General features: G+C 37.7%; 16 protein-coding genes and 1 pseudogene. 9 read left to right on the forward strand and 8 right to left on the reverse strand.

The annotated features are described in order from the left end of the window. The first annotated feature begins 32 nt into the window (after positions 1–32). The 3 genes from trpC (at position 33) to RMZ43_RS19735 (ending at position 2687) form a co-directional block, all read left to right on the forward strand. A complete protein-coding gene (trpC, locus tag RMZ43_RS19725) occupies positions 33–923 on the forward strand; it encodes an indole-3-glycerol phosphate synthase TrpC (RefSeq protein WP_322655324.1) in 891 nt (296 codons plus the stop codon). 243 nt (positions 924–1166) lie between these two features. Then, entirely contained in the window at positions 1167–1418 is a 252-nt protein-coding gene (locus tag RMZ43_RS19730) for a DUF5340 domain-containing protein (protein WP_190914598.1), read from the forward strand. 600 nt (positions 1419–2018) lie between these two features. Further along, positions 2019–2687, forward strand: a complete 669-nt coding sequence (locus RMZ43_RS19735) for a carbonic anhydrase (RefSeq protein ID WP_322648362.1) — start codon at positions 2019–2021, stop codon at positions 2685–2687. Positions 2688–2866: 179 nt separating this feature from the next. On the opposite strand, the gene RMZ43_RS19740 is transcribed toward RMZ43_RS19735, so the two are convergent. After that, positions 2867–3025, reverse strand: a complete 159-nt coding sequence (locus tag RMZ43_RS19740; protein WP_012410519.1) for a YqaE/Pmp3 family membrane protein — start codon at positions 3023–3025, stop codon at positions 2867–2869. 141 nt (positions 3026–3166) lie between these two features. Beyond that, positions 3167–3514, reverse strand: coding sequence for a translation initiation factor (locus tag RMZ43_RS19745; RefSeq protein ID WP_322655325.1), 348 nt, complete (start codon positions 3512–3514; stop codon positions 3167–3169). A 232-nt stretch (positions 3515–3746) separates the two neighbouring features. Here RMZ43_RS19745 and trpB point away from each other — a divergent pair, with 232 nt between their 5' ends. The 4 genes from trpB to RMZ43_RS19765 all read left to right on the forward strand — a co-directional run bounded on the left by trpB (position 3747) and on the right by RMZ43_RS19765 (position 8289). Continuing rightward, entirely contained in the window at positions 3747–4982 is a 1236-nt protein-coding gene (gene trpB / locus RMZ43_RS19750) for a tryptophan synthase subunit beta (RefSeq protein WP_322648360.1), read from the forward strand. Between the two features lie 665 nt (positions 4983–5647). Further along, positions 5648–6673 carry a CAP domain-containing protein gene (locus RMZ43_RS19755; RefSeq protein WP_322655326.1) on the forward strand — a complete coding sequence of 342 codons (1026 nt, stop codon included), beginning with the start codon at positions 5648–5650 and terminating at the stop codon, positions 6671–6673. A gap of 348 nt (positions 6674–7021) precedes the next feature. Then, positions 7022–7570 (forward strand): CAP domain-containing protein, encoded by a 549-nt coding sequence (locus RMZ43_RS19760; protein WP_322648358.1) that lies wholly within the window; start codon positions 7022–7024, stop codon positions 7568–7570. Positions 7571–7659: 89 nt separating this feature from the next. Further along, a complete protein-coding gene (locus RMZ43_RS19765) occupies positions 7660–8289 on the forward strand; it encodes a ribonuclease H-like domain-containing protein (protein ID WP_322655327.1) in 630 nt (209 codons plus the stop codon). A 478-nt stretch (positions 8290–8767) separates the two neighbouring features. Here the strand turns inward: RMZ43_RS19765 and RMZ43_RS19770 are convergent. Both RMZ43_RS19770 and RMZ43_RS19775 read right to left on the reverse strand, forming a co-directional pair. Continuing rightward, a pseudogene (locus RMZ43_RS19770) lies at positions 8768–9214 on the reverse strand (rhodanese-like domain-containing protein); the annotation flags it as partial. Between the two features lie 763 nt (positions 9215–9977). After that, positions 9978–10163, reverse strand: a complete 186-nt coding sequence (locus RMZ43_RS19775; protein ID WP_322655328.1) for a hypothetical protein — start codon at positions 10161–10163, stop codon at positions 9978–9980. A gap of 1 nt (position 10164) precedes the next feature. Here RMZ43_RS19775 and RMZ43_RS19780 point away from each other — a divergent pair, with 1 nt between their 5' ends. Beyond that, positions 10165–10884 (forward strand): response regulator transcription factor, encoded by a 720-nt coding sequence (locus tag RMZ43_RS19780; RefSeq protein ID WP_322655329.1) that lies wholly within the window; start codon positions 10165–10167, stop codon positions 10882–10884. 429 nt (positions 10885–11313) lie between these two features. On the opposite strand, the gene RMZ43_RS19785 is transcribed toward RMZ43_RS19780, so the two are convergent. Then, on the reverse strand, positions 11314–11910 hold the full coding sequence (locus RMZ43_RS19785; protein WP_109009055.1) for a hypothetical protein: 597 nt from the start codon (positions 11908–11910) through the stop codon (positions 11314–11316). Between the two features lie 201 nt (positions 11911–12111). Beyond that, on the reverse strand, positions 12112–13461 hold the full coding sequence (locus RMZ43_RS19790) for an OB-fold nucleic acid binding domain-containing protein (protein ID WP_322648354.1): 1350 nt from the start codon (positions 13459–13461) through the stop codon (positions 12112–12114). A gap of 438 nt (positions 13462–13899) precedes the next feature. On the opposite strand from RMZ43_RS19790, the gene RMZ43_RS19795 reads away from it, so the two are divergent. Then, positions 13900–14871, forward strand: a complete 972-nt coding sequence (locus RMZ43_RS19795; RefSeq protein WP_322655330.1) for an SGNH/GDSL hydrolase family protein — start codon at positions 13900–13902, stop codon at positions 14869–14871. Positions 14872–15032: 161 nt separating this feature from the next. Here RMZ43_RS19795 and RMZ43_RS19800 read toward each other — a convergent pair whose 3' ends face one another. Together RMZ43_RS19800 and RMZ43_RS19805 are read right to left on the reverse strand one after the other, a co-directional pair. After that, complete coding sequence (locus tag RMZ43_RS19800; protein ID WP_322648352.1) at positions 15033–16115, reverse strand: response regulator; 1083 nt, start codon at positions 16113–16115, stop codon at positions 15033–15035. Positions 16116–17538: 1423 nt separating this feature from the next. Continuing rightward, the gene (locus tag RMZ43_RS19805) at positions 17539–18030 is read right to left on the reverse strand and encodes a hypothetical protein (protein WP_322648351.1); all 492 of its coding nucleotides are present in this window, start codon (positions 18028–18030) and stop codon (positions 17539–17541) included. Between the last annotated feature and the right edge of the window lie 1564 nt (positions 18031–19594).

The raw sequence follows: 19594 nt of genomic DNA on the forward strand, positions 1-19594 counted from the left end.
AATGACAAATGACCACTGACAAATGACAAATTATGCAAATCCGTCGCCGTTCACCTAACCCAGCTATTGATGTATCGATATTGCGTTATCAGGCTGTCGTACCTGATGCTGCGCCAAACAACATCTTGGAGGAAATTGTCTGGCAGAAAGAAATAGAATATGACCAAATGCGGGAAAAAGTTCCTTTGCAAGAATTACGGAAGCAGGTACTGACTGCGCCGCCAACCCGTGATTTTGTTGCCGCCTTGCGTCAAGGTAAGACTAAGCCAGCATTGATTGCCGAAGTTAAAAAAGCTTCACCTAGCAAAGGTATTTTACGAGAAGATTTTGACCCAGTAGCGATCGCCCTGTCTTATAAGCAAGGTGGCGCTAGTTGTCTTTCTGTGTTAACGGATGTCAAGTTCTTTCAAGGCAGTTTTGAAAACTTAGCCAAGGTTCGGGCTGCCGTAGATTTGCCCGTACTGTGCAAAGAGTTTGTCGTTTATGCTTACCAGATATACTTGGCGCGGGTTCAGGGTGCAGATGCTATTTTGTTGATTGCGGCTATTTTAAGCGATCAAGATTTGAAATACTTCCTTAAAATTGCTAACAACCTAAAAATGGCAACTTTGGTTGAAGTCCATAGTTTGGCAGAACTTGACCGTGTATTAGCTTTAGATGGAGTCTCCTTAATAGGAATCAATAATCGTAATTTGGAAGATTTCTCTGTTGACTTGCAAACTACTTGCCAACTTTTGGCTACAAGGGGTAGCCAGTTGCAGGAGAAAAACATCCTTGTTGTCAGCGAGTCAGGACTACACAACCCAGATGATCTGAGTCTGGTACTGACAGCAGGTGCATCGGCTGTACTCATTGGAGAATCTTTGGTAAAACAACCAGATCCCGGCGCTGCGATCGCTCATATATTGCCGAAAAATTTTTGAAATAAACACCTTCCCCACGCTCCTTAGCATAAAGCAACTAACTGCATACAATAGTTGGTCAATTGGGTACACTATACGTGGACACGCAGCACATTGCCATCAAATATCATCATATCTTTGCTAAATCTTCATTGCTAATCAAATCAAAGCCATAAGCAACTAGTTATTTCTTATGTAACAATTTATTGATAAAAGCTAAATGACTAATACAAAATCTCAAATATGAAATCAAAAATTAACTTCATGGAGCAAATTCCTTTACCTTCTCCTATTCACTACGAACTTATACTTCAACTTTTAGAAAGACAAACCATGTTAGCTGTAAATGATAATCCAGATTTACGGCATCAGGTAAATCAACTAATTATTACTTTGCGTAAAGCTGCCGTACAGCAAAAACGCCTAGAAGAAATTTGTGAGTTTTCCTCTATGACTGTTGATCACCGTTGGTCAATCAACCATCATCAGGATAACAAAGTTGTTGCCCCCGATTGAAGCTGATAATTTAATATCTCAACCTCAGATTTGGCATCTTTGTTAAGTTAGCTTACCACCTTCAGAAAGTGTCTCTGTGTATTGAAGGAGCCAGTATTCAAAACTTCCGCCGCACTTGCTTAACTCAAATGCACAGTTTGGGGTATGATTTAAAATGATTCTGTAAGCAGAATCTCTGCTTTGTAAAAATATCTAGAAATACTATAGGAATCTTATTTAATTTTTGAAATTATTTACGTGAGCGGGGAGTATGGAGTAGGGAATAAGGAATAATAAATTAGGCTTTTCGCTCTGTACCGAGCTTTTTCAGAAATCAAACATTAGTCTTATAGATGAGAATTTTAAATAGGTAGTCAGTCTGAACGCTTAGATTATATTTGATAAAAAGATTACTTGACTTTAGCTAATTTTTTAAATTTATACATATTTTTTTCTAATTTTTAAATTGATTGCTTACAATTTATACAATAATTTTATTAATGCTATAGAAAAAATCTCATCTTTATAAAAATTTTAGATGGATAAAAGCTCATATTGATTTATAGAAAACTGTAGATCAGCTAAAATATTTATGAGATTATCTCTCGAATTTGGCGAAAGATGAAATATAACAGTATTGATGAACTCTTCAGAAATAATCAGGCTTGGGTTGCTGAAAAACTAGCAATAGATCCAACTTACTTTCAAGACTTATCTCAGGGACAAACACCACCTTTTCTATACATTGGATGTTCTGATAGTCGTCTGGCATTAACAAGTTTTACTCGTACAGAACCAGGAGAGTTATTTGTACACCGTAATATTGCCAATCAGATTTCTTTGACAGATATAAACTTTTTAGCGGTCTTAGAATACGCAATTTTACATCTTAAAGTAGAACACATTATCGTTTGTGGTCACTACGATTGCGGAGGAATTAAAGCAGCTTTAGAGGGGAGAACTATCGGAATTCTTGATAACTGGGTAAATCCGATTCGGGAACTGTATCTACAGAAACAAGAAGAAATTGATGCCTTGCCAACAAGAGAAGAACGTTTGAATCGTTTGGCAGAAATAAACGTTGTAGCGCAAGTAAAAAATCTTTACCAAACTTCTATCATGCGTCAGGTACTATATGAGCGAAAAGCGCCTATGGTTCATGGCTGGGTGCTAGATATAAGCACTGGGTTAATCAAAGATTTGAACGTCTCAACTGTGCAATGGCAACTGCACATTTGCCCCTTGCTTCTAGAGTTTAGGCTGTATGCTATGTTAAAAAATGAGAGCTAATTCGGTATTAATCGACACACAAAAACCCATATCTTTAGATTCCAAAGCTTTAGCCAAGGTAGTCATCTTGCAGGTAATTTATTTTTCTCGTTTTCATACTCTGCATAAAAATGTATTCATTGAGGCTCTAACTCAACTTATCACTGTATTCAGAGCCTCAAACCTACCCCTACAAAGAATTATTTCTTAGCAATTATCCATACTGCGTGAATAATCCCAGGAATGTAACCAAAAAGTGTCAAAACTATATTAATCCAAAAATCTATACCAAAACCTACTTGCAAAAAAACTCCCAGAGGCGGCACGAAAATGGCACACAAAATCCTAACTAAATCCATTTAAACCTCCTATTCATCTCTCAAAAAACAGCTTGTTGGCAAAGTTATTCACCAATGCTCAAGCATATTTGTACCTTTCAAAGATAACATTTCCTCTCTTAATCTAGGTCACGGTTAAGATGCGGTAAACCGCACTCAAGATTAGCCACCGCTAATTTTAGCTTTGTAACCTAGTTTGCTCAAAATCTCGACAATTTTTTGCTTGTGTTCGCCCTGGATTTCAATTTCGTTGTCTTTAACTGTCCCACCTGTGCCGCATTGGGTTTTCAACTGCTTCACCAAATCAGCCAAGGTTTCTGGTTTGGCTTGAAAACCGCTAATCACCGTAACGGTTTTGCCTTTGCGTCCTTTGCGAGAAGCTTGTACTTTGAGATTTTGTTGTTGTGGAGGGAGTTCTGGAATTGGTCTTTCTGTGGCGGCGGAGTTATCGTTGCCAAATTCACGGTAGACAAAGCTTTTGTCAGAAGATTTGGGATTTGAAGAAGACATAAAATGAATGTTTAAGAAAAATTTCAAAGGTAGTGGAAACTTCTACGCAACCATTCTGCTGGAATATCAATTTCTAGGCTAACATCACAAATCCATTGCGAGAGATTCAAAGTAATTGGGCATGGGGAATTGGGTATCGAGGAAGAATTTAGCTTCCAGTCTTCAGATATAACCTGGATATGCCCCAGACTTTCTATAATAATTAAGTCATTCCCCTCATTGAAAACAGCCTGTGACTACTACTCCCCTATCTCCAAATTCAACTGCTCAGGTTCCAGATACACTAGGTCGCTTTGGACGCTTCGGCGGTAAGTATGTACCTGAAACGCTGATGCCTGCTCTTACTGAACTAGAAACAGCTTATCAGCAATACCGCAATGACCCTGGTTTTCAAGCAGAATTACAGCAGTTGTTACGGGATTACGTAGGACGTGCCACACCATTATATTTCGCTGAACGCCTGACTGCTCATTACGCCCGACCCGATCGCACGGGGCCACAAATTTATTTAAAACGTGAGGATTTAAATCATACTGGCGCTCATAAAATTAACAATGCCCTTGGTCAGGTATTGCTGGCAAAGCGTATGGGTAAGCAACGGATTATTGCCGAAACAGGTGCTGGACAACACGGAGTTGCCACAGCTACAGTTTGCGCTCGTTTTGGGCTGGAATGCATAATTTACATGGGCGTTCATGATATGGAACGTCAAGCTTTAAATGTGTTCAGAATGCGCTTGATGGGAGCAGAAGTGCGTCCGGTGGAAGCGGGAACGGGAACCCTCAAAGATGCCACTTCTGAAGCAATTCGCGATTGGGTGACAAATGTAGAAACAACTCACTATATTCTCGGTTCAGTAGCAGGCCCCCATCCTTACCCGATGATGGTACGTGATTTCCATGCAGTAATCGGCCAAGAAACTCGCGCCCAAGCAATCCAAAAGTGGGGTGTATTGCCTGATATTCTCTTGGCTTGCGTAGGTGGTGGTTCCAATGCTATGGGACTATTTTATGAGTTTATCAATGAGCCTTCTATACGGTTCATTGGGATTGAGGCAGCAGGAGAAGGTGTCAATACTGAAAAACACGCAGCAACCTTGACAAAAGGACGAGTTGGTGTATTGCACGGAGCAATGAGCTATCTTCTGCAAGATGAGGATGGACAAATCATTGAGGCACACTCAATTAGTGCAGGTTTAGATTATCCCGGTGTGGGGCCAGAACATAGCTATTTGAAAGATACTGGTCGCGCTGAATATTACAGCGTAACAGATGCAGAGGCTTTAGAGGCATTCCAACGATTGTCAAAATTGGAAGGAATTATCCCAGCATTAGAAACAGCTCATGCGATCGCCTACCTCGAAACCCTGTGTCCCCAACTAACCGACAGTCCCCGGATTGTAATTAACTGCTCTGGACGTGGTGATAAGGATGTACATACAGTAGCCAAGTTCTTAAATGATGCGTAAGTATACGTAAAATCATTGAGAAAAAGCAATAAATAGGATCAACAATTCCAACACCTTATGCTACCGCAACCAACTCACGACGAGTTGGCAGCCCAAAGTTTTGTGCAAAGTTTGAGAATGCACATTTTTAGGAATAGATCTCCCAATACGCTTAGTTTAGCGCCAAAAACCTTAACTGCGTAGGTTGGGCTGAGGAACGAAACCCACCAGTTTCGGTGGTTTGTTGGGTAACACTAAAGTTCAACCAACCTACGAGCATTCTTAATTAAACCGTATGTATTAATACTTGTAGTATTCATACTTAGCAGTGTTAATACTTGATTATGTAATATGTTGATATTCAATCATAATTCATGATCGTGATATATTTTTAAGTGTTAATATTGAGTAGCATTATAAATATATAACTTTTTTTAACTACTATTAACTAAGTAACAAAATCTTAGTGTATTACAAAATGAAGTTTGAAAATCATACTAATGGTAGAGGAAAATTTCTTTAAAAACAGTAATTTTTTTTCGTAATTTTATGCATTTTAAAGTTTACTGGTAGTTTTTGGACAAAAAACGCCATAAATAGAGGTATATAGACCTATAATCAAGTTGTCAGATTGATACTAGCTTGGTTAAGCTTTCTGGAGCTAGAGTTTCAGTTAGTTTCAATAAATGATTAAAACAACAATCTACAGCGTTGCTTTGGGCACTATTATTCTCAGTAGTGGGGCGATCGCTACTCCTGTAACAAATTCAACTTTTACGCCAACATCTGCAAATGTATCAAATAGCACTTTTATAATTGCAGCGTCTAGCGTTAACACTGCTGCTTTAGAAGAGGCGGTTTTCAAACAAATTAATGACTATAGAGTTTCCCAAGGATTAAAAAAGCTGACTCGTAATTCTGCTATTGATAATCAAGCCAGGATTCACAGTCAAGATATGGCTCAAGGTAAAGTTCCCTTTGGACATACGGGATTTTCAGAACGTGTTAAAGCAGTCGGTATTCCCTACAGTTCAGCTGGTGAAAATGTCGCTTCCAACTATGGATATAGCGATCCTGTGACGACAGCTGTTCAAGGCTGGCTCAAAAGTCCAGGACATCTTGCTAATATCAGAGGTAATTTTGAAAATACTGGGATTGGTGTTGTCGTTAGCAACAATGGTACAAACGAAATCTTCTTCACACAAATTTTCTTTACTCCTAAAACAACTTCTGCAACAACTCCTGTAACAACTCCTGTTACAAATTCAAATTTTACATCGACATCTTTAAACGTATCAAATAATACTGTTAAAGATGCAGGATCTAAGGTTGACATTGCTGCTCTAGAACAGGCGATTTTCAAACAAATTAATGACTACAGAGTTTCCCAAGGATTCAAAAAGCTGACTCGTAATTCTGCCATTGATAATCGAGCCAGAATTCACAGTCAGGATATGGCTCAAGGTAAAGTTCCCTTTGGACATACGGGATTTTCAGAACGTATTAAAGCAGTTGGTATTCCCTACAGTTCAGCTGGTGAAAATGTCGCTTACAACTATGGGTATAATGACCCTGTGACGACAGCTGTTCAAGGCTGGCTTAAAAGTCCAGGGCATCTTGCTAATATTAGAGGTAATTTTGAAAAGACTGGGATTGGTGTTGCTAGCAACAGTAGAGGCGAAATCTACTTCACACAAATCTTCTTTCGCTGATAGATTTGGTAAAATTTAGGTTTTTTCTCAAATTCCCCAGACTTCAGCCTGCTAGCAAAGCTTTTGTTAGATATAGAATAATGTAGTTTCAATGACATTTGTTTATTGAATACTACATTATTTTTTTAGTAATTTATGAAAATCTTAAATTATCAGCAAAAATAACCGTAATTTTACGATGCTGATTTATTCAAGTATTGACAATTCAAAACAATTTTTTGTACTTCCTATACAAGGATGTAGCCAGATTGCCAAAATTCATCAATCCTTAATAGTATCGTGGTATATATCGTCGGAACAATAGGGTAGAGTATAAGTCTTATATCTCTACATATTACGCAATTTTCCATGTTCCGACAAACTGCTTTTGGCATCGCTTTAAGTGCGCTTGTCCTTGCTAGTGGGTTAACGACTGTTCCAATACCAAATAATCCTTCTACGAATACATCCACCCGTAATAAGCTGTTGTCGCTTTTTTCGAGTCAGGTTGCAATATCGACTCCTACTTTTAAAACTACGGAGCTAGAAAAATCCGTTTTTAACGAAATTAATCGGTATCGGGCTTCTAAAGGACTGCCAAAGTTGACCCTAAATGCAAATATCACTCGACAGGCAAGAATTCATAGTCAGAATATGGCTAAAGGTAAAATACCATTTAGCCATCAGGGATTTGAACGGCGAGTTAATGCTATCCCTATTCGCTACAGTAGTGCGGCGGAAAATGTTGCTTTCAATCAGGGATATAGTAACCCTGTGGATGAAGCTGTTACTGGTTGGATAAAGAGTCCCGGACATCTAAAGAACCTTAAAGGAAATTACAACCTGACTGGAATTGGCGTTGCTACTAATAATAAAGGCGAAGTCTATCTTACACAGCTTTTTTTTCGCACTAGATAGATTTAATTTCTGATTGTTTTGCACAATAATAATCTAGTGTCTGACAAAACTTATATTTGCTGGACACTGCTATTCTTTTTGAATAATTCATGACATTACAAGATTTTCAGGTGAGCGATCGCGATCTAGGCGACGCAGCTCTAGTAGAGTATTTAGAATCTACAGCGATCGCAGTTGATACAGAAACGATGGGATTACTGCCACAGCGCGATCGGTTGTGTCTTGTCCAGTTGTGCAACGAATCCGGGAAAGTGACTGCAATCCGCATAGCCAAGGGACAAGCTGATGCGCCAAACTTAAAAAAACTTTTGGAAACGGCGAATGTCGTAAAAGTGTTCCACTTTGCTCGCTTTGACCTTGCCACTTTGCGAGCTAATCTGGGGATTCAGGTTAGACCTGTTTTTTGTACCAAAATTGCTAGTAAATTAGCCCGTACTTACACAAATCGCCACGGACTTAAAGATGTGGTGCAAGAGTTAGAACAAGTAGAACTAGACAAAAGCTCTCAAAGTTCTGATTGGGGTAACGCCGCTAGTTTGTCTGAAGCTCAACTGAGTTATGCTGCCAATGATGTGCGCTACTTACTTAGTGTGCAGCACAAGCTAACAGAAATGCTCAAACGAGAAGAGCGTTGGGAAATTGCTCAAGAATGTTTTGAATTTCTGCCAACAATAGTTTCTTTAGATTTGTTGCAGTTTAAAGATTTGTTTGAACATTGAGCCAACAATAAACCTCTTGCAAAAGTTTTTGCTGTGGACTACAAGCATTACAAGAGGAAATGTTCTATCTTTTTATTTCTGAATTGTGATTTCTCTAACCATGAGAAATCAAGATTAGACCTCTTGTAAAAATTCTTTAACACCCTACCCCTAACCTTTCACCACAAGCAAGGAGGGGATATTTTAATATAAGCCCAAGGTTGAGTGGGGTTTTCATTATTGATTTATGCAAGAGGTCTATTGCTAATTTTCTAAGTTATTTTTTGTCTAAGATCCAATATTGGAATCATTAGTGTTCTTTAGGAGTATCAGATTCACTAATGGCTTCTTTGACGTTACTGGCTCCCTCTTGAATGCCTTCCTTAAGATTACTGGCTCCCTCTTGAATGCCTTCCTTAAGATTACTGGCTCCCTCTTGAATATTATCCTTGAGGTCACTAGCTCCTTTTTTAATGGCTTCTGTCGCGGTAGGGCCTCCCTTTGGCAGATTTTCTTGGTGATTTTTTAGGCGATCTACAACATTGTAGTCATCTGCACCTGGGGGAGTTTTTGATTCAACAATGCCTTCTGTTGGGCCACCGATAGCCTTCCATGCAGCAAGACCACCTTTGAGTTGGGAGACATGCTCAAATCCATTAGAACGCAGTTGTTGAGCGGCTTGGGCAGATTCTTCTTCGCTAGCACCGTAAACGTAAATATCACGGCTTTTATCTAAAGAAGGTACTGCACGCTGTACCAATTCATCTATTGGCATTGGCATCGCTCCCATAATGTGACCTTCGTTGAAGGTGTTGCGATCGCGCACATCCAGTATCGTAAAAGCTGGTTCGCCCCATTCTAGGCGAGACTTCAATGTGTGAACATCAGACTGTGATTCTATTGGTGGCTGTGGGGGAATAATGCCGCCGACTAAATTGTTAACCATAATTATCCCTGACTTGACGATATTGATAGCAATTTAACGGACTAAACATATTGAATTACTCTTTCTATGGGCTGAATTTCCTTAAAATCACTCTTGAGGTAGAGTACCTAATTCAAATATTTTATACCATTTAATGCATTGCAAAATTAGTCATATTATACTATTAAAAATTGTTTTTATATTAATAGGACTTACGCAATAACTATCTGAAACTCTCATTTCTTTGTGTCCTTTGCGCCTTTGCGGTTCGTTTTTCCATTATTTTGCGTAAGTTCTGATTAAATATACTTAATATATTTAATATTATCTTTATGGTATTGGATTATTAAAATAGATTGTGAATAAGATTAAACTATTCAGCTATTAGTATAAGAATTACGTGCATTTTCAATATCTGCGATCGCTAACAATAAAGCTTTATAGCTTTTCCTAATTAAATAAGTTACATCAAAGCAAGCTCCTCGTTTGCTCTTAGGGATATTTTAAAAGTCCTCAAGCCATTCTTCTCTCTGTGTTGCACCAGTTGCTACCCTGCGGGAACGCTAAGAGCGTAGCTTGCTTCCCCGTAGGGGTACAAGTCGGGGAACCGCAAGGGCGCACTGGCTTCTCTGTGCCTCTGCGGTTAAATACAAGACTTTTTAACCGCAGAGGCACAGAGGACATAGGAGTAAAAAGAGATTTTACAAGCCACCTTGAAAGGGCTTTAAGTATTAAAGCTCATAACTATACAACAAAATTCAAAAATTATATAAACTTTATACAATCAATACTGATAAAATTTATTAGCATTACAATGGCTAAAGTTTTGATAAACTTCATGGAAGATTAATTGTAAATAGGTACTACAGTAGCGATCGTACTCAGCAAAGACGCGTGTGAATACACTATTAACAAAAACACGTAAAGCAAAACTGGTGTAACGAATCGCCCAATCTACAATAGGCAGCATTATGGTTATGGTTCCCGCTACTACTCCCAAAATTCTGATCGTCGATGACGACTTTGGTGTGCGAAATCTGGTCTATCGTTTTTTAAGTCGGAAATATCAGATAGAGTCCGCAGCAGATGGTAAGACTGCCTTATCGTTGTTTGAGCAATTCAACCCGGCCTTAGTGATTCTGGATTGGAATTTGCCGGATCTTAATGGTTATAACCTCTGCCAAGAAATGCAGAGCCGTACTAATGTTTTAGTGCTAATACTGACTAGTAGGACTGACGAAGCTGATAAAATTAAAATCTTAAGCGCAGGTGCTGATGATTTTATGACTAAACCATTTAGCCTTGCAGAAGTTGAAGTTAGAGTGGAAGCTCTTTTAAGACGGATACGCTACATCAATCCCTCCCCAACACAACGGATCATTTTTAAGCAGTTAGCAATTAACCCAGAGGGACGGGAGGTAACACTTAACGAGAAACCTCTTGCTTTAACAGCATTGGAATTTAATATTTTACATTTTTTGGCAAGTCATCCTAATCAGGCTTGGAGTCGCCCACAACTTATCCAAAAAATTTGGGGTTGCGACTACGTGGGAGATGGCCGAGTGGTTGATGTACATATTGGTCAGCTTCGCAAGAAGATGGAAGTCGATGCCAGCATACCGGAGTTTATTAAAACTGTGCGGGGCTATGGTTACAAGTTTGAAGTGCCCGACGAAAATACTCATTCCTGAGCTTGCTGATTTAGGCAGTTTTACTGAGATTTAACCGTATAACTTGCACTAATTTAAAACTCGCTCCCAACTGATTTGGAGAAAGACTTTATCTAGTGCTAAAACCAAAAGTGCAACTACCGCCGATTCAAAGTAGATGATTTTGTCTTGTCACCTGATACCAATTCACAATGGGCTAACCCCCCGCTCCGCTAACGCAATTAAAAAACTTAAATACAACAATGCTTTCAAGGTTTACATCTGTACCAAATTTTTCGTGAAATGGTATGAGTAGGTGAAGATTTTCCTTACTTTGAAATTTATAAATCCACCAAAAATTACTAAAGTGAATCTAACGGATTTAATCGATAGCCCACCCAATGTAAGGCAAACCATTGCGCCGTTTCTTCATCAACGATGGGTGTGCAGACAAGCTAATTGGGCCTTAGCTCAACCTTTTAGATTAACTTTACCCTCAAGCTTTGATCCATCTTGATGAGATAAAAATTTTTCACTACTATGATAGCTTCTTCGCCATTTTTCCAGATGCTCTATAGATATTGATTTAGATATGACGTTCACGCCATTTCCTCGCCAAGCAACTTCTGCATCTGTTGTGAAAACCCCGCATTCTAATTGATCTAGCCTTATATTCCAATATTCACTAAAGCGACCTTTCAAAGTAATGACTTGCTCAAATACTTTGTTTCTGTGTTTATTTCTTCTTTTTCTTTCAGTAGCTCCTGTTGCTTCTGTATCAATAAACTTTGTTTCAATTAAAAACAGGCTTCCTTTAAAGGTCTGATAGACAAAATCACACTTTCCTAAATCTGTGTAATCTGAAATTGGAGATTTTTCAAATAACAGTAATTCAGCGCACGAGGGAAATAAGTCTTTAATATTCAGAAATAAATAAGCTTGCAATAGAAGTTCCTTATCATAAGGAAATAAGATAACTCCTTCAAAAAATTTTTTAATGTCCTCCTGAGTTTGGGGTTGAATGATTTTACAGTATGAAACAAATTTATGTAGCTCGTTCACGATCATCAAGTTATAACTCCTTCCCCCGGTCGCAGCCTTAAGGGTCTTAGCATCAAAATATACCATCGCCTCAAGGAATTCATCATCCGCATAAGTAACTAAAAAAACTACTGCAAGCCTGGATGCTTAGGGCAATTTACAGTTGACAGTTTAGTAAAACTATTATTAAGCTGCTTTTTAGTTTTGGTGGACTCTTCGCTTCTGGCTTCAGATACCAGTCAGCGATTTGATATGAGCAGGAAAACTGGCATTTTGCAAAGCTTGAACGGTTATTCTAGAATCTTGTACGCAAAATTGCCAACCTAAGCGAACAAGTTTCCGAGAATTTTCAGTTTGTATAATTCCGATCACTGGCATTTTTGCCTTTTCTTTGTCTACTGCCTGTTCTTGCAGAATTATTTTCAAACGATGTAGTTCATCGATATTACCTGCTTGCTGGGGATTTAATTCCACCATTACCATTTGTACTGTTTCCACTGGCTCTGCATCTTCAAGAATAAATTGAGTTTGCTCGTCACGTCGATCTACTTTTCCCCAAATAATCAATCTAGTATCAACTTGGAGTAAGGAACTAATCCGTTCATAGGTTTTGGGAAAGACTACAGCTTCTGATTGTGTAGTGAGGTCTTCTATTTGCAAAATTGCCATTTGATCGCCTTTTTTAGTAACCACTTTTTTGACGTTATTCAACATGACAACTGCACAAAGTCTTGTTTCTTCTCTTTGCTCTCCTAGTTGCGAAAGGTTAATTGGAGTCAAAAGTGGTGTTATTTGCCGTAAGGATTTCAATGGATGATCTGATACATAAAAGCCTAATAATTCTTTCTCCATTTGCAACTTTTTCTGTGGTGGCAAGTCCATCACAGGTTTCGATTTTGGAGCAGTTTCAAAGGCATTATTTGCTCTATTGGTGGGAGTAGAAGAAAATCCGTCACCTAATAAATCTAAAAGATTTCCTTGACCACTAGCTCTGTCTTTAGCGCGAGATTGTGCCCAATCATACACTAATTCTAAGTCGTTAATTAGCTGTTGACGGTTGGGTTCAATTTTGTCAAAGGCTCCACAGTAAATCAACGATTCCATAGTGCGGCGGTTAACAGCGCGTAAATCCACGCGATCGCAAAAATCAGCCAGGGATTTAAATCCTGTCTCATTTCTTGCTTCCAAAATACAAGCGATCGCACTCTGTCCCACGTTACGCACCGCCGAAAATCCAAACAAAATCTTTCCTGCTGTTGGCGTAAAATCAACACCAGAACGATTAATATCTGGCGGATCTATGGAAATGCCCATATTTGTACAGTTAGTAATATATCTCTGTACCTTATCGGTATCACCACTGTTAGCTGTTAACAGCGCCGCCATATATTCTAATGGGTAATTAGCTTTTAAATATGCTGTTTGATAAGTTACATAACCATAAGCAGTCGAATGGGATTTATTGAAACAATTGGAAGCTATTAACCCATTTTTGATTGCAAAATTATGGTCATGCTCAACTCCTATATCATAGACACTTTGTTTTCCTAAATATTTGCGCGTGATTATTTTAATCATCCTACCCTACCCCCCCCAAAAAAATTTTGCCAAATTGATAAAATGATGACAATTGTAATTTATGTAATACTATAATCAAAAATTATATCACTATAAAACACTGCTATGCTATTACACAAAAATAGCCTAAATATATTAAACTTTTGGCAAACCATTAGATAGACAGTTAACAGCTATACAATTGCTGTTTTAAAGCTTATTAAACCGTTCCAATACATATTAATCCGCTTAATCAGATGCCTGGAGAGTGCTAAAAAGCAGGGGATCTGTTCGCTGGAAAGAAAAGAATTACTGAATAATAACTTTCTTTCTTCAAGTGCTTCCCCTGCTTATCCGAACGCTATTGCTTAGTACATCCCGTTTCTATACCTCTATCCAATGCCCAATGCGTCAGTTACTATCGTTGAAAAGCAACTGAGTATAAGAGGGTGTAAGTAGGTGAAAGTCGCGTTAATTGTATTTTTGGTGGTGGTTGTGGGATTGTTTGTAGTAGTCGAGATCGGACTGCGATCGCTTTTTGGCTTTGGTAATCCTCTGATTTACATTGGCGATGAGCAGATTGGTTATTTATTGGCTCCTAACCAGCGTACCCGTCGTTTTGGTAATCGCATTGAAATTAATGAGTATTCTATGCGGGGTAATCCGCTCAAGAAGACATCTACACCTTCTAGTTTGCGAATTTTATTGTTAGGGGATTCTATTGCTAATGGTGGCTGGTGGACAGATCAGACTAATACAATATCCACGATGATGATGCGTTCTCTGGCATCATCCACTAATAGTAGTTATCAGGAAGTAGAAGTGCTGAATGCTTCAGCTAACTCTTGGGGGCCAAGGAACGAGTTAGCTTATTTGCAGAAGTTTAGCAACTTTAACGCTCAAGCGGTAGTGTTGTTAATTAATACCGATGATCTGTTTGCTACTGCTCCTACATCTTTACCGGTAGGACGCGATCGCAACTATCCCGATAGTAAACCGCCTCTAGCATTGATGGAAGTGTGGCAACGTTATATCGTTAAGCAACAGCCAATTCCTGAAATGGAAGCAGTGCAAAATGAAACAGGCGATCGCGTGGGGATTAATTTGGAGGCGATCGGCAAAATTCAAGCCCTGACTCGCCAAAGTAACAGCCAATTTCTTCTAGCTATGACTCCCTTAGTGCGAGAAATTGGTGAACCAGGCCCCCGCGATTATGAAATTATTGCACGCCAGCGCTTGAACGATTTTGCTAAAGTACAACAAATTAACTATATAGACTTTTTACCGATATTCAATTCAATTACCAACCCGCAAGCTTTGTATCACGACCACATTCACCTCAACTTAGAAGGTAATAAAGTTGTCAGTGAAGCTATGGAGCGATCGCTTTTGGCAATTCTAAGGGAGATACCACTTCCTCAAAGTTACTAAAGTCATTAATGCTATCCAAAAAAAGATTTGTAGTGAGAGATTTATCGCTTCACTTAGACAATATTCTTTAACTAAAATAGTATAGCAATTCAGGTAATACTCAACCTTAAATATCCACAAAATATCTTGAATTTTGTAGAGTTATTTTTTAGACTATAAAATTAAACAATATGTTGAAATATTATTTTTAGTAAATCCCCTTGTGTAAAAGGCTTAGTTAAATAACCTGATGCTCTTACTATCTTAGCTTTAGCTCTATCTAGAAATCCTAATTTTTCTGACACCATAATCACAGGTGTATTTTTAAAATTTGAGTGTTTACGCAGCAAAGAGCAAAGTTCATACCCATCCAAATTAGGCATTGAAATATCCAACAAAATGATATCGGGTTTGGTGTGAACAATCTGCATTAAAGCCTTTAAAGAATCGGTAACTCCCACAACAGAAAATATTTGCTCATCTAAATAACTTTTAATAGTATTCAATATTGTAGGGCTGTCATCAATACAAAAGATTGTGTAGATTTTTTTATCCGCAGGTGGTTTGGTGATTTGCTGATTCCTATGTTCATTGGTATTAATAGAATAGATTGGCGGCTTATAGCCGTTTGTTGTAGACCAGTTTGGTGTCCTTTTGCTTTTAGGTTTTAGCTCATTTATTTTGAACAATTCTGAAGGGTTTGATTGAGAAGTCGGCGATGTCTGACGATAAGCCGCTTCTCTTTGGGGTGTTTGACATCGTTCAACTAGTAAACGGAGATTCAGATGACAAAATTTTGGCATGTCATCCAGAAAGCTTTCAGGAATGAATTCATAACTCCCCTGGTCTAAGTTCAGAAATGACTCCAGAACTTCTAACGCCAATTGCTCTATTAGTATCGCCGCTTGAGAGGGACTGATATATTTCTGATTGACTAACCAACAAATAGCCAAATAATCTGGATTCGGTATTGCCTGATTTTCAATACCAGTTTCAAATATCGCCCGCAACTGTTCGTGAATTTCACGAGGGAGAGTAGAAATTTGTTGACTCAAACGTTGCAAATTTCTGTAGAGTGGCTCAAACATTTTCTCTGAATAGCAGGCATAAATTAGTTTACCCTCGTCTACATATATTGACCAAGAGCCTGATGTGCTAAATACCTGCAAACAACCAGTAACCGACTTACCAGTGATTTTTTTCAACAAAGATAAAGGCTGGAGCTTTTGGAAAAATCTGTATCTACTAATCGGAAGTGTCTTCATTAGGATGGTTTGGGAATAAAATTAAGATTTGTTTGCACGTAAAATTAGTGAATTACCTTTTCAGAATTCACTGCGACTTTGTTGGAAGCACTATCAGATAAATATAGCGGTCACATTTGAGTTAGTACAGAGATTCCACACCCCCCAACTCTTAATTCACCAATCTCTGTTAAGCTATAAAGCACGAGTCACAAATAAACCAATCCATGTTATTGCCCAATGGCAAAATGGCCTGACTGGTTGCCAGGATATAGTATTTCAAAAATTAGATTGGTTTTCTGTATCTTTCGCTAATCTAGCCAATCTAACAGTAACTTAAGTGCAACGCATACACCATTGGCTCTCGCCCATCAGTCACAAAAGCATCATTGGTATCCGTATTTAGCAGCCTAAAATTGTAGATACACTTTAGTTTTCGTGCCAAAGTTGTTTTGCTTCTAATGCTAAATAGAAAACAATCAAAATCTACTGTAATCTAGATGAAAATGGCTTTAAATCAAGGCTTTTGAGCATTAAATCCGCGCTTACGAACTATGTTTTTGCAGTCGTGACGAAAGTCATCAGATACTTTTGCTAGAAGTTTATTCTTGAGTGTAACTTTTTCAAGAAAAAATGTATTATTAGAAACTAAGCATTAAAAAAGTTAAATGTCTTACTTAGGTTTGTGATTGTAGAGCAACCCTTAGTCTTAGGATTGGGTCAGGGCAAACGCATCTAAAGTATAATAATCCTTTAATAGCAAAGGTTTCGGCGTTTTTTAATTTAGCCTATTTTGTCGTCAAGATCCTTATCTAGCAAGGGTTTCATAAATACCGTGCGTTAGCTCTGGGGATTGGGTAAGATTCTCACTTGCACAACAAGAATGGTAAACCTCCTACTAAGGATAAGTTAGCTGGTAATTGCCGCTCTGATGGTGTGTGGTGAGATGCAACGGGCAACCAAATCAGCAGAAGGGAATTTCTTCATAATTACTGGAGACGGTTTCTAATGTTGTGTGGCGCTAAATAGTCACCCTGCACAATTTGAAGTAATAAATTCAAGAACTTGCAGCGAAATTCTTGATTGCTAGTACATACCTGCAAAATAGCTCTTTTTTGCTAGATGGTAGATAACAAGTAAGTAACCACTAAAATTCAGGTTACTATAATTTTCAAAAAAAGTTTGCATAAATATCTAAACTTCATAATAAATCAGTAAAGGAAACATGAAAACTAATTAATATTATTTTTCAGTATTTATTTTCTCGGATGTCCGGGAAGGCTGAGAATGTACAGTTAAAGATAATTTTGTATATTTATAGAAAATTGTCCCCAATCGCATTTATTCATAAGGTATTTTTAGCAAAAAGACGCAAAGAATTACTTTGCGTCTTTGGTGTGAGATTTAGAAGTGGGAAGTCTCACTGTTAAAATTCTCCATCTACTTAAAATTGCTCCCGCCAGCACCAGCTTAAAAGTGTACCACCTGCTACCAGCTTAACTATTTCTAGTACCCAATAACTGCCGTGCAGTATATTCATTGTCGATGGAATAGCAGCAGCAGCTTCAAATAGGTTAAGTTGAACTCCTATGGCGCACATCTGCGGAGTTAAGAAATAGGTGTCAAGCACAGCTATAGTTAACAGCAGTACAGATAAAACAATACTGCCAATACTCCAGTGATATCGGGTTTTACTCAAAGCTAGCGCCCCAGTCAGGACTATCGCAGCAGATAATAATTCCATTCGATTGAAGTTCCAAAAAATCGTATAGCCTGCTGTTGTAAAACCAGCTTGGCTCATCATGCCAGAAAGATAAAGGCTAGGCATAATTACCCAGTCTAAAAGTAGACTAGCACTGAGCCAAAAGCCCAAAGTCAATATGATGGCAGTTTGCCAAATTGGTCTCTTGAATTGAAAGTTTGAAATAGCAGTCATAAAATAATTGCGTGTGTTGTATTTCTTTAGTTTGTAACTTTACTAGCAGTTTGACAAGAAATATCAACTAACCTTTACAAAGCGATCGCTCTGAAATTATGAACTCAATCCCAAGATTTTTTAAACTAAATTAAAAAATATTAAGTTTTTTTAAAAAGTAATCTAAATAAACTTTGCCTGTTAGAAATACTCAATTTTTTATGTCGAAAGTAACTAAGCGATCGCGGCAACTGGAATGATAAATAATAGGTTCAAGTTTAAATTGATACACAGACAGATTGCCAAAATCCTTAATTTGTTACAGCCTACTGCTTTCTGGAGCATCCACTCTGGCTTCCATAAGTCAGCAAAAAAATTTCATTTCAATATATATATTCAAGCGTTGCAGAACGGTGAGATGAATTGGGGCAAGCTGGCGTTACACGAGAAGCAGGAGGAGAATTTTGGAAGTTGCTAAATTATTCTGCAACTATGCAACTCCAGCCAGTTTAGTAAAAATTTTAATTCTATACAAAACTAATTTTGGCGGTTTTTTATAATATCACGTTCAAATGAATTAATTTCATCTTCTTTAGTAAATATCTATCTTTAGACATACTTTGTTAAAAAAAGATTGTTATGAAGTACACTTCGCATGGCGGATTGACTTAAAGATATTTACATATGTTATGATTTCTATGGTCTAATGTTATGATTTATGTTGTGATTTTAATTTACCCATTGGTAAGTTATTTGCTAAATTAAGCTAAATAGTCTAATTTAGAACTTTAAAGAGCAATTCAAGCAAACTTAGAATTTTTAAGAGACAACCGTTCCTTAAATAAAGTTAAAGTTTTGTTACTAATGACTCAGATATTTTTAACTTCTGAATTTTTAGGAGTTACCGAAGTAGGTATGTTGAATACTAAGCATTAACTTGATTGAATGAAAAAAGAATTCTACTGCGATTCTGAAGAGAGTGTAATGAGTCATATTCGTTTTTAACCATTTTATGGTTTAAGACTAAAACTAAACAAACAGCTATCTGAGAATTAATCATGCCTGTAATTTTAAATGTCAGCCTGGAGATAGATAATATGATTAGTTTACTAAAATAGGACTTTTGCAAAGTTTAATGGTTGGAAAGTTGCTAAAGACAAACATAGTGGAGTTTAAAAAAATTCAGATAAACTTCCTAAAAGTCCACTGTTATTCTGAAGCAAATAGAATATAGCGAGTTTAGTGATATAGGGTTTGATACCAATGGTGAAAAACAGCGAACTTACGATTAATCAAGGTTCTAATCTTAAATTTAAGCTTGGAGATAAACGATACAATAAGTTTTCTAGGCTAGAATTTTTGCGGAATCGTACAGTTGGAAAGCCACTAAAGTTAAACTATAGTGGAATAAATCTCAATTAAGATAAATTTTCCTCTTACTATAGTCAATAATCTTAAAAGAAAGAATGCAAGTATTATGGCGAAATCTTGCTAGAGGGGCATTTGACTAGTTTAGAGGCTATCTTAAATTACAGACTAGCCCACTTACAGAATTTACTCTAATGAATGGTGTTATTTAATAACA

This window comes from Nostoc sp. CmiVER01 (genome assembly GCF_034531135.2).
Classification (GTDB): Bacteria; Cyanobacteriota; Cyanobacteriia; order Cyanobacteriales; family Nostocaceae; genus Nostoc.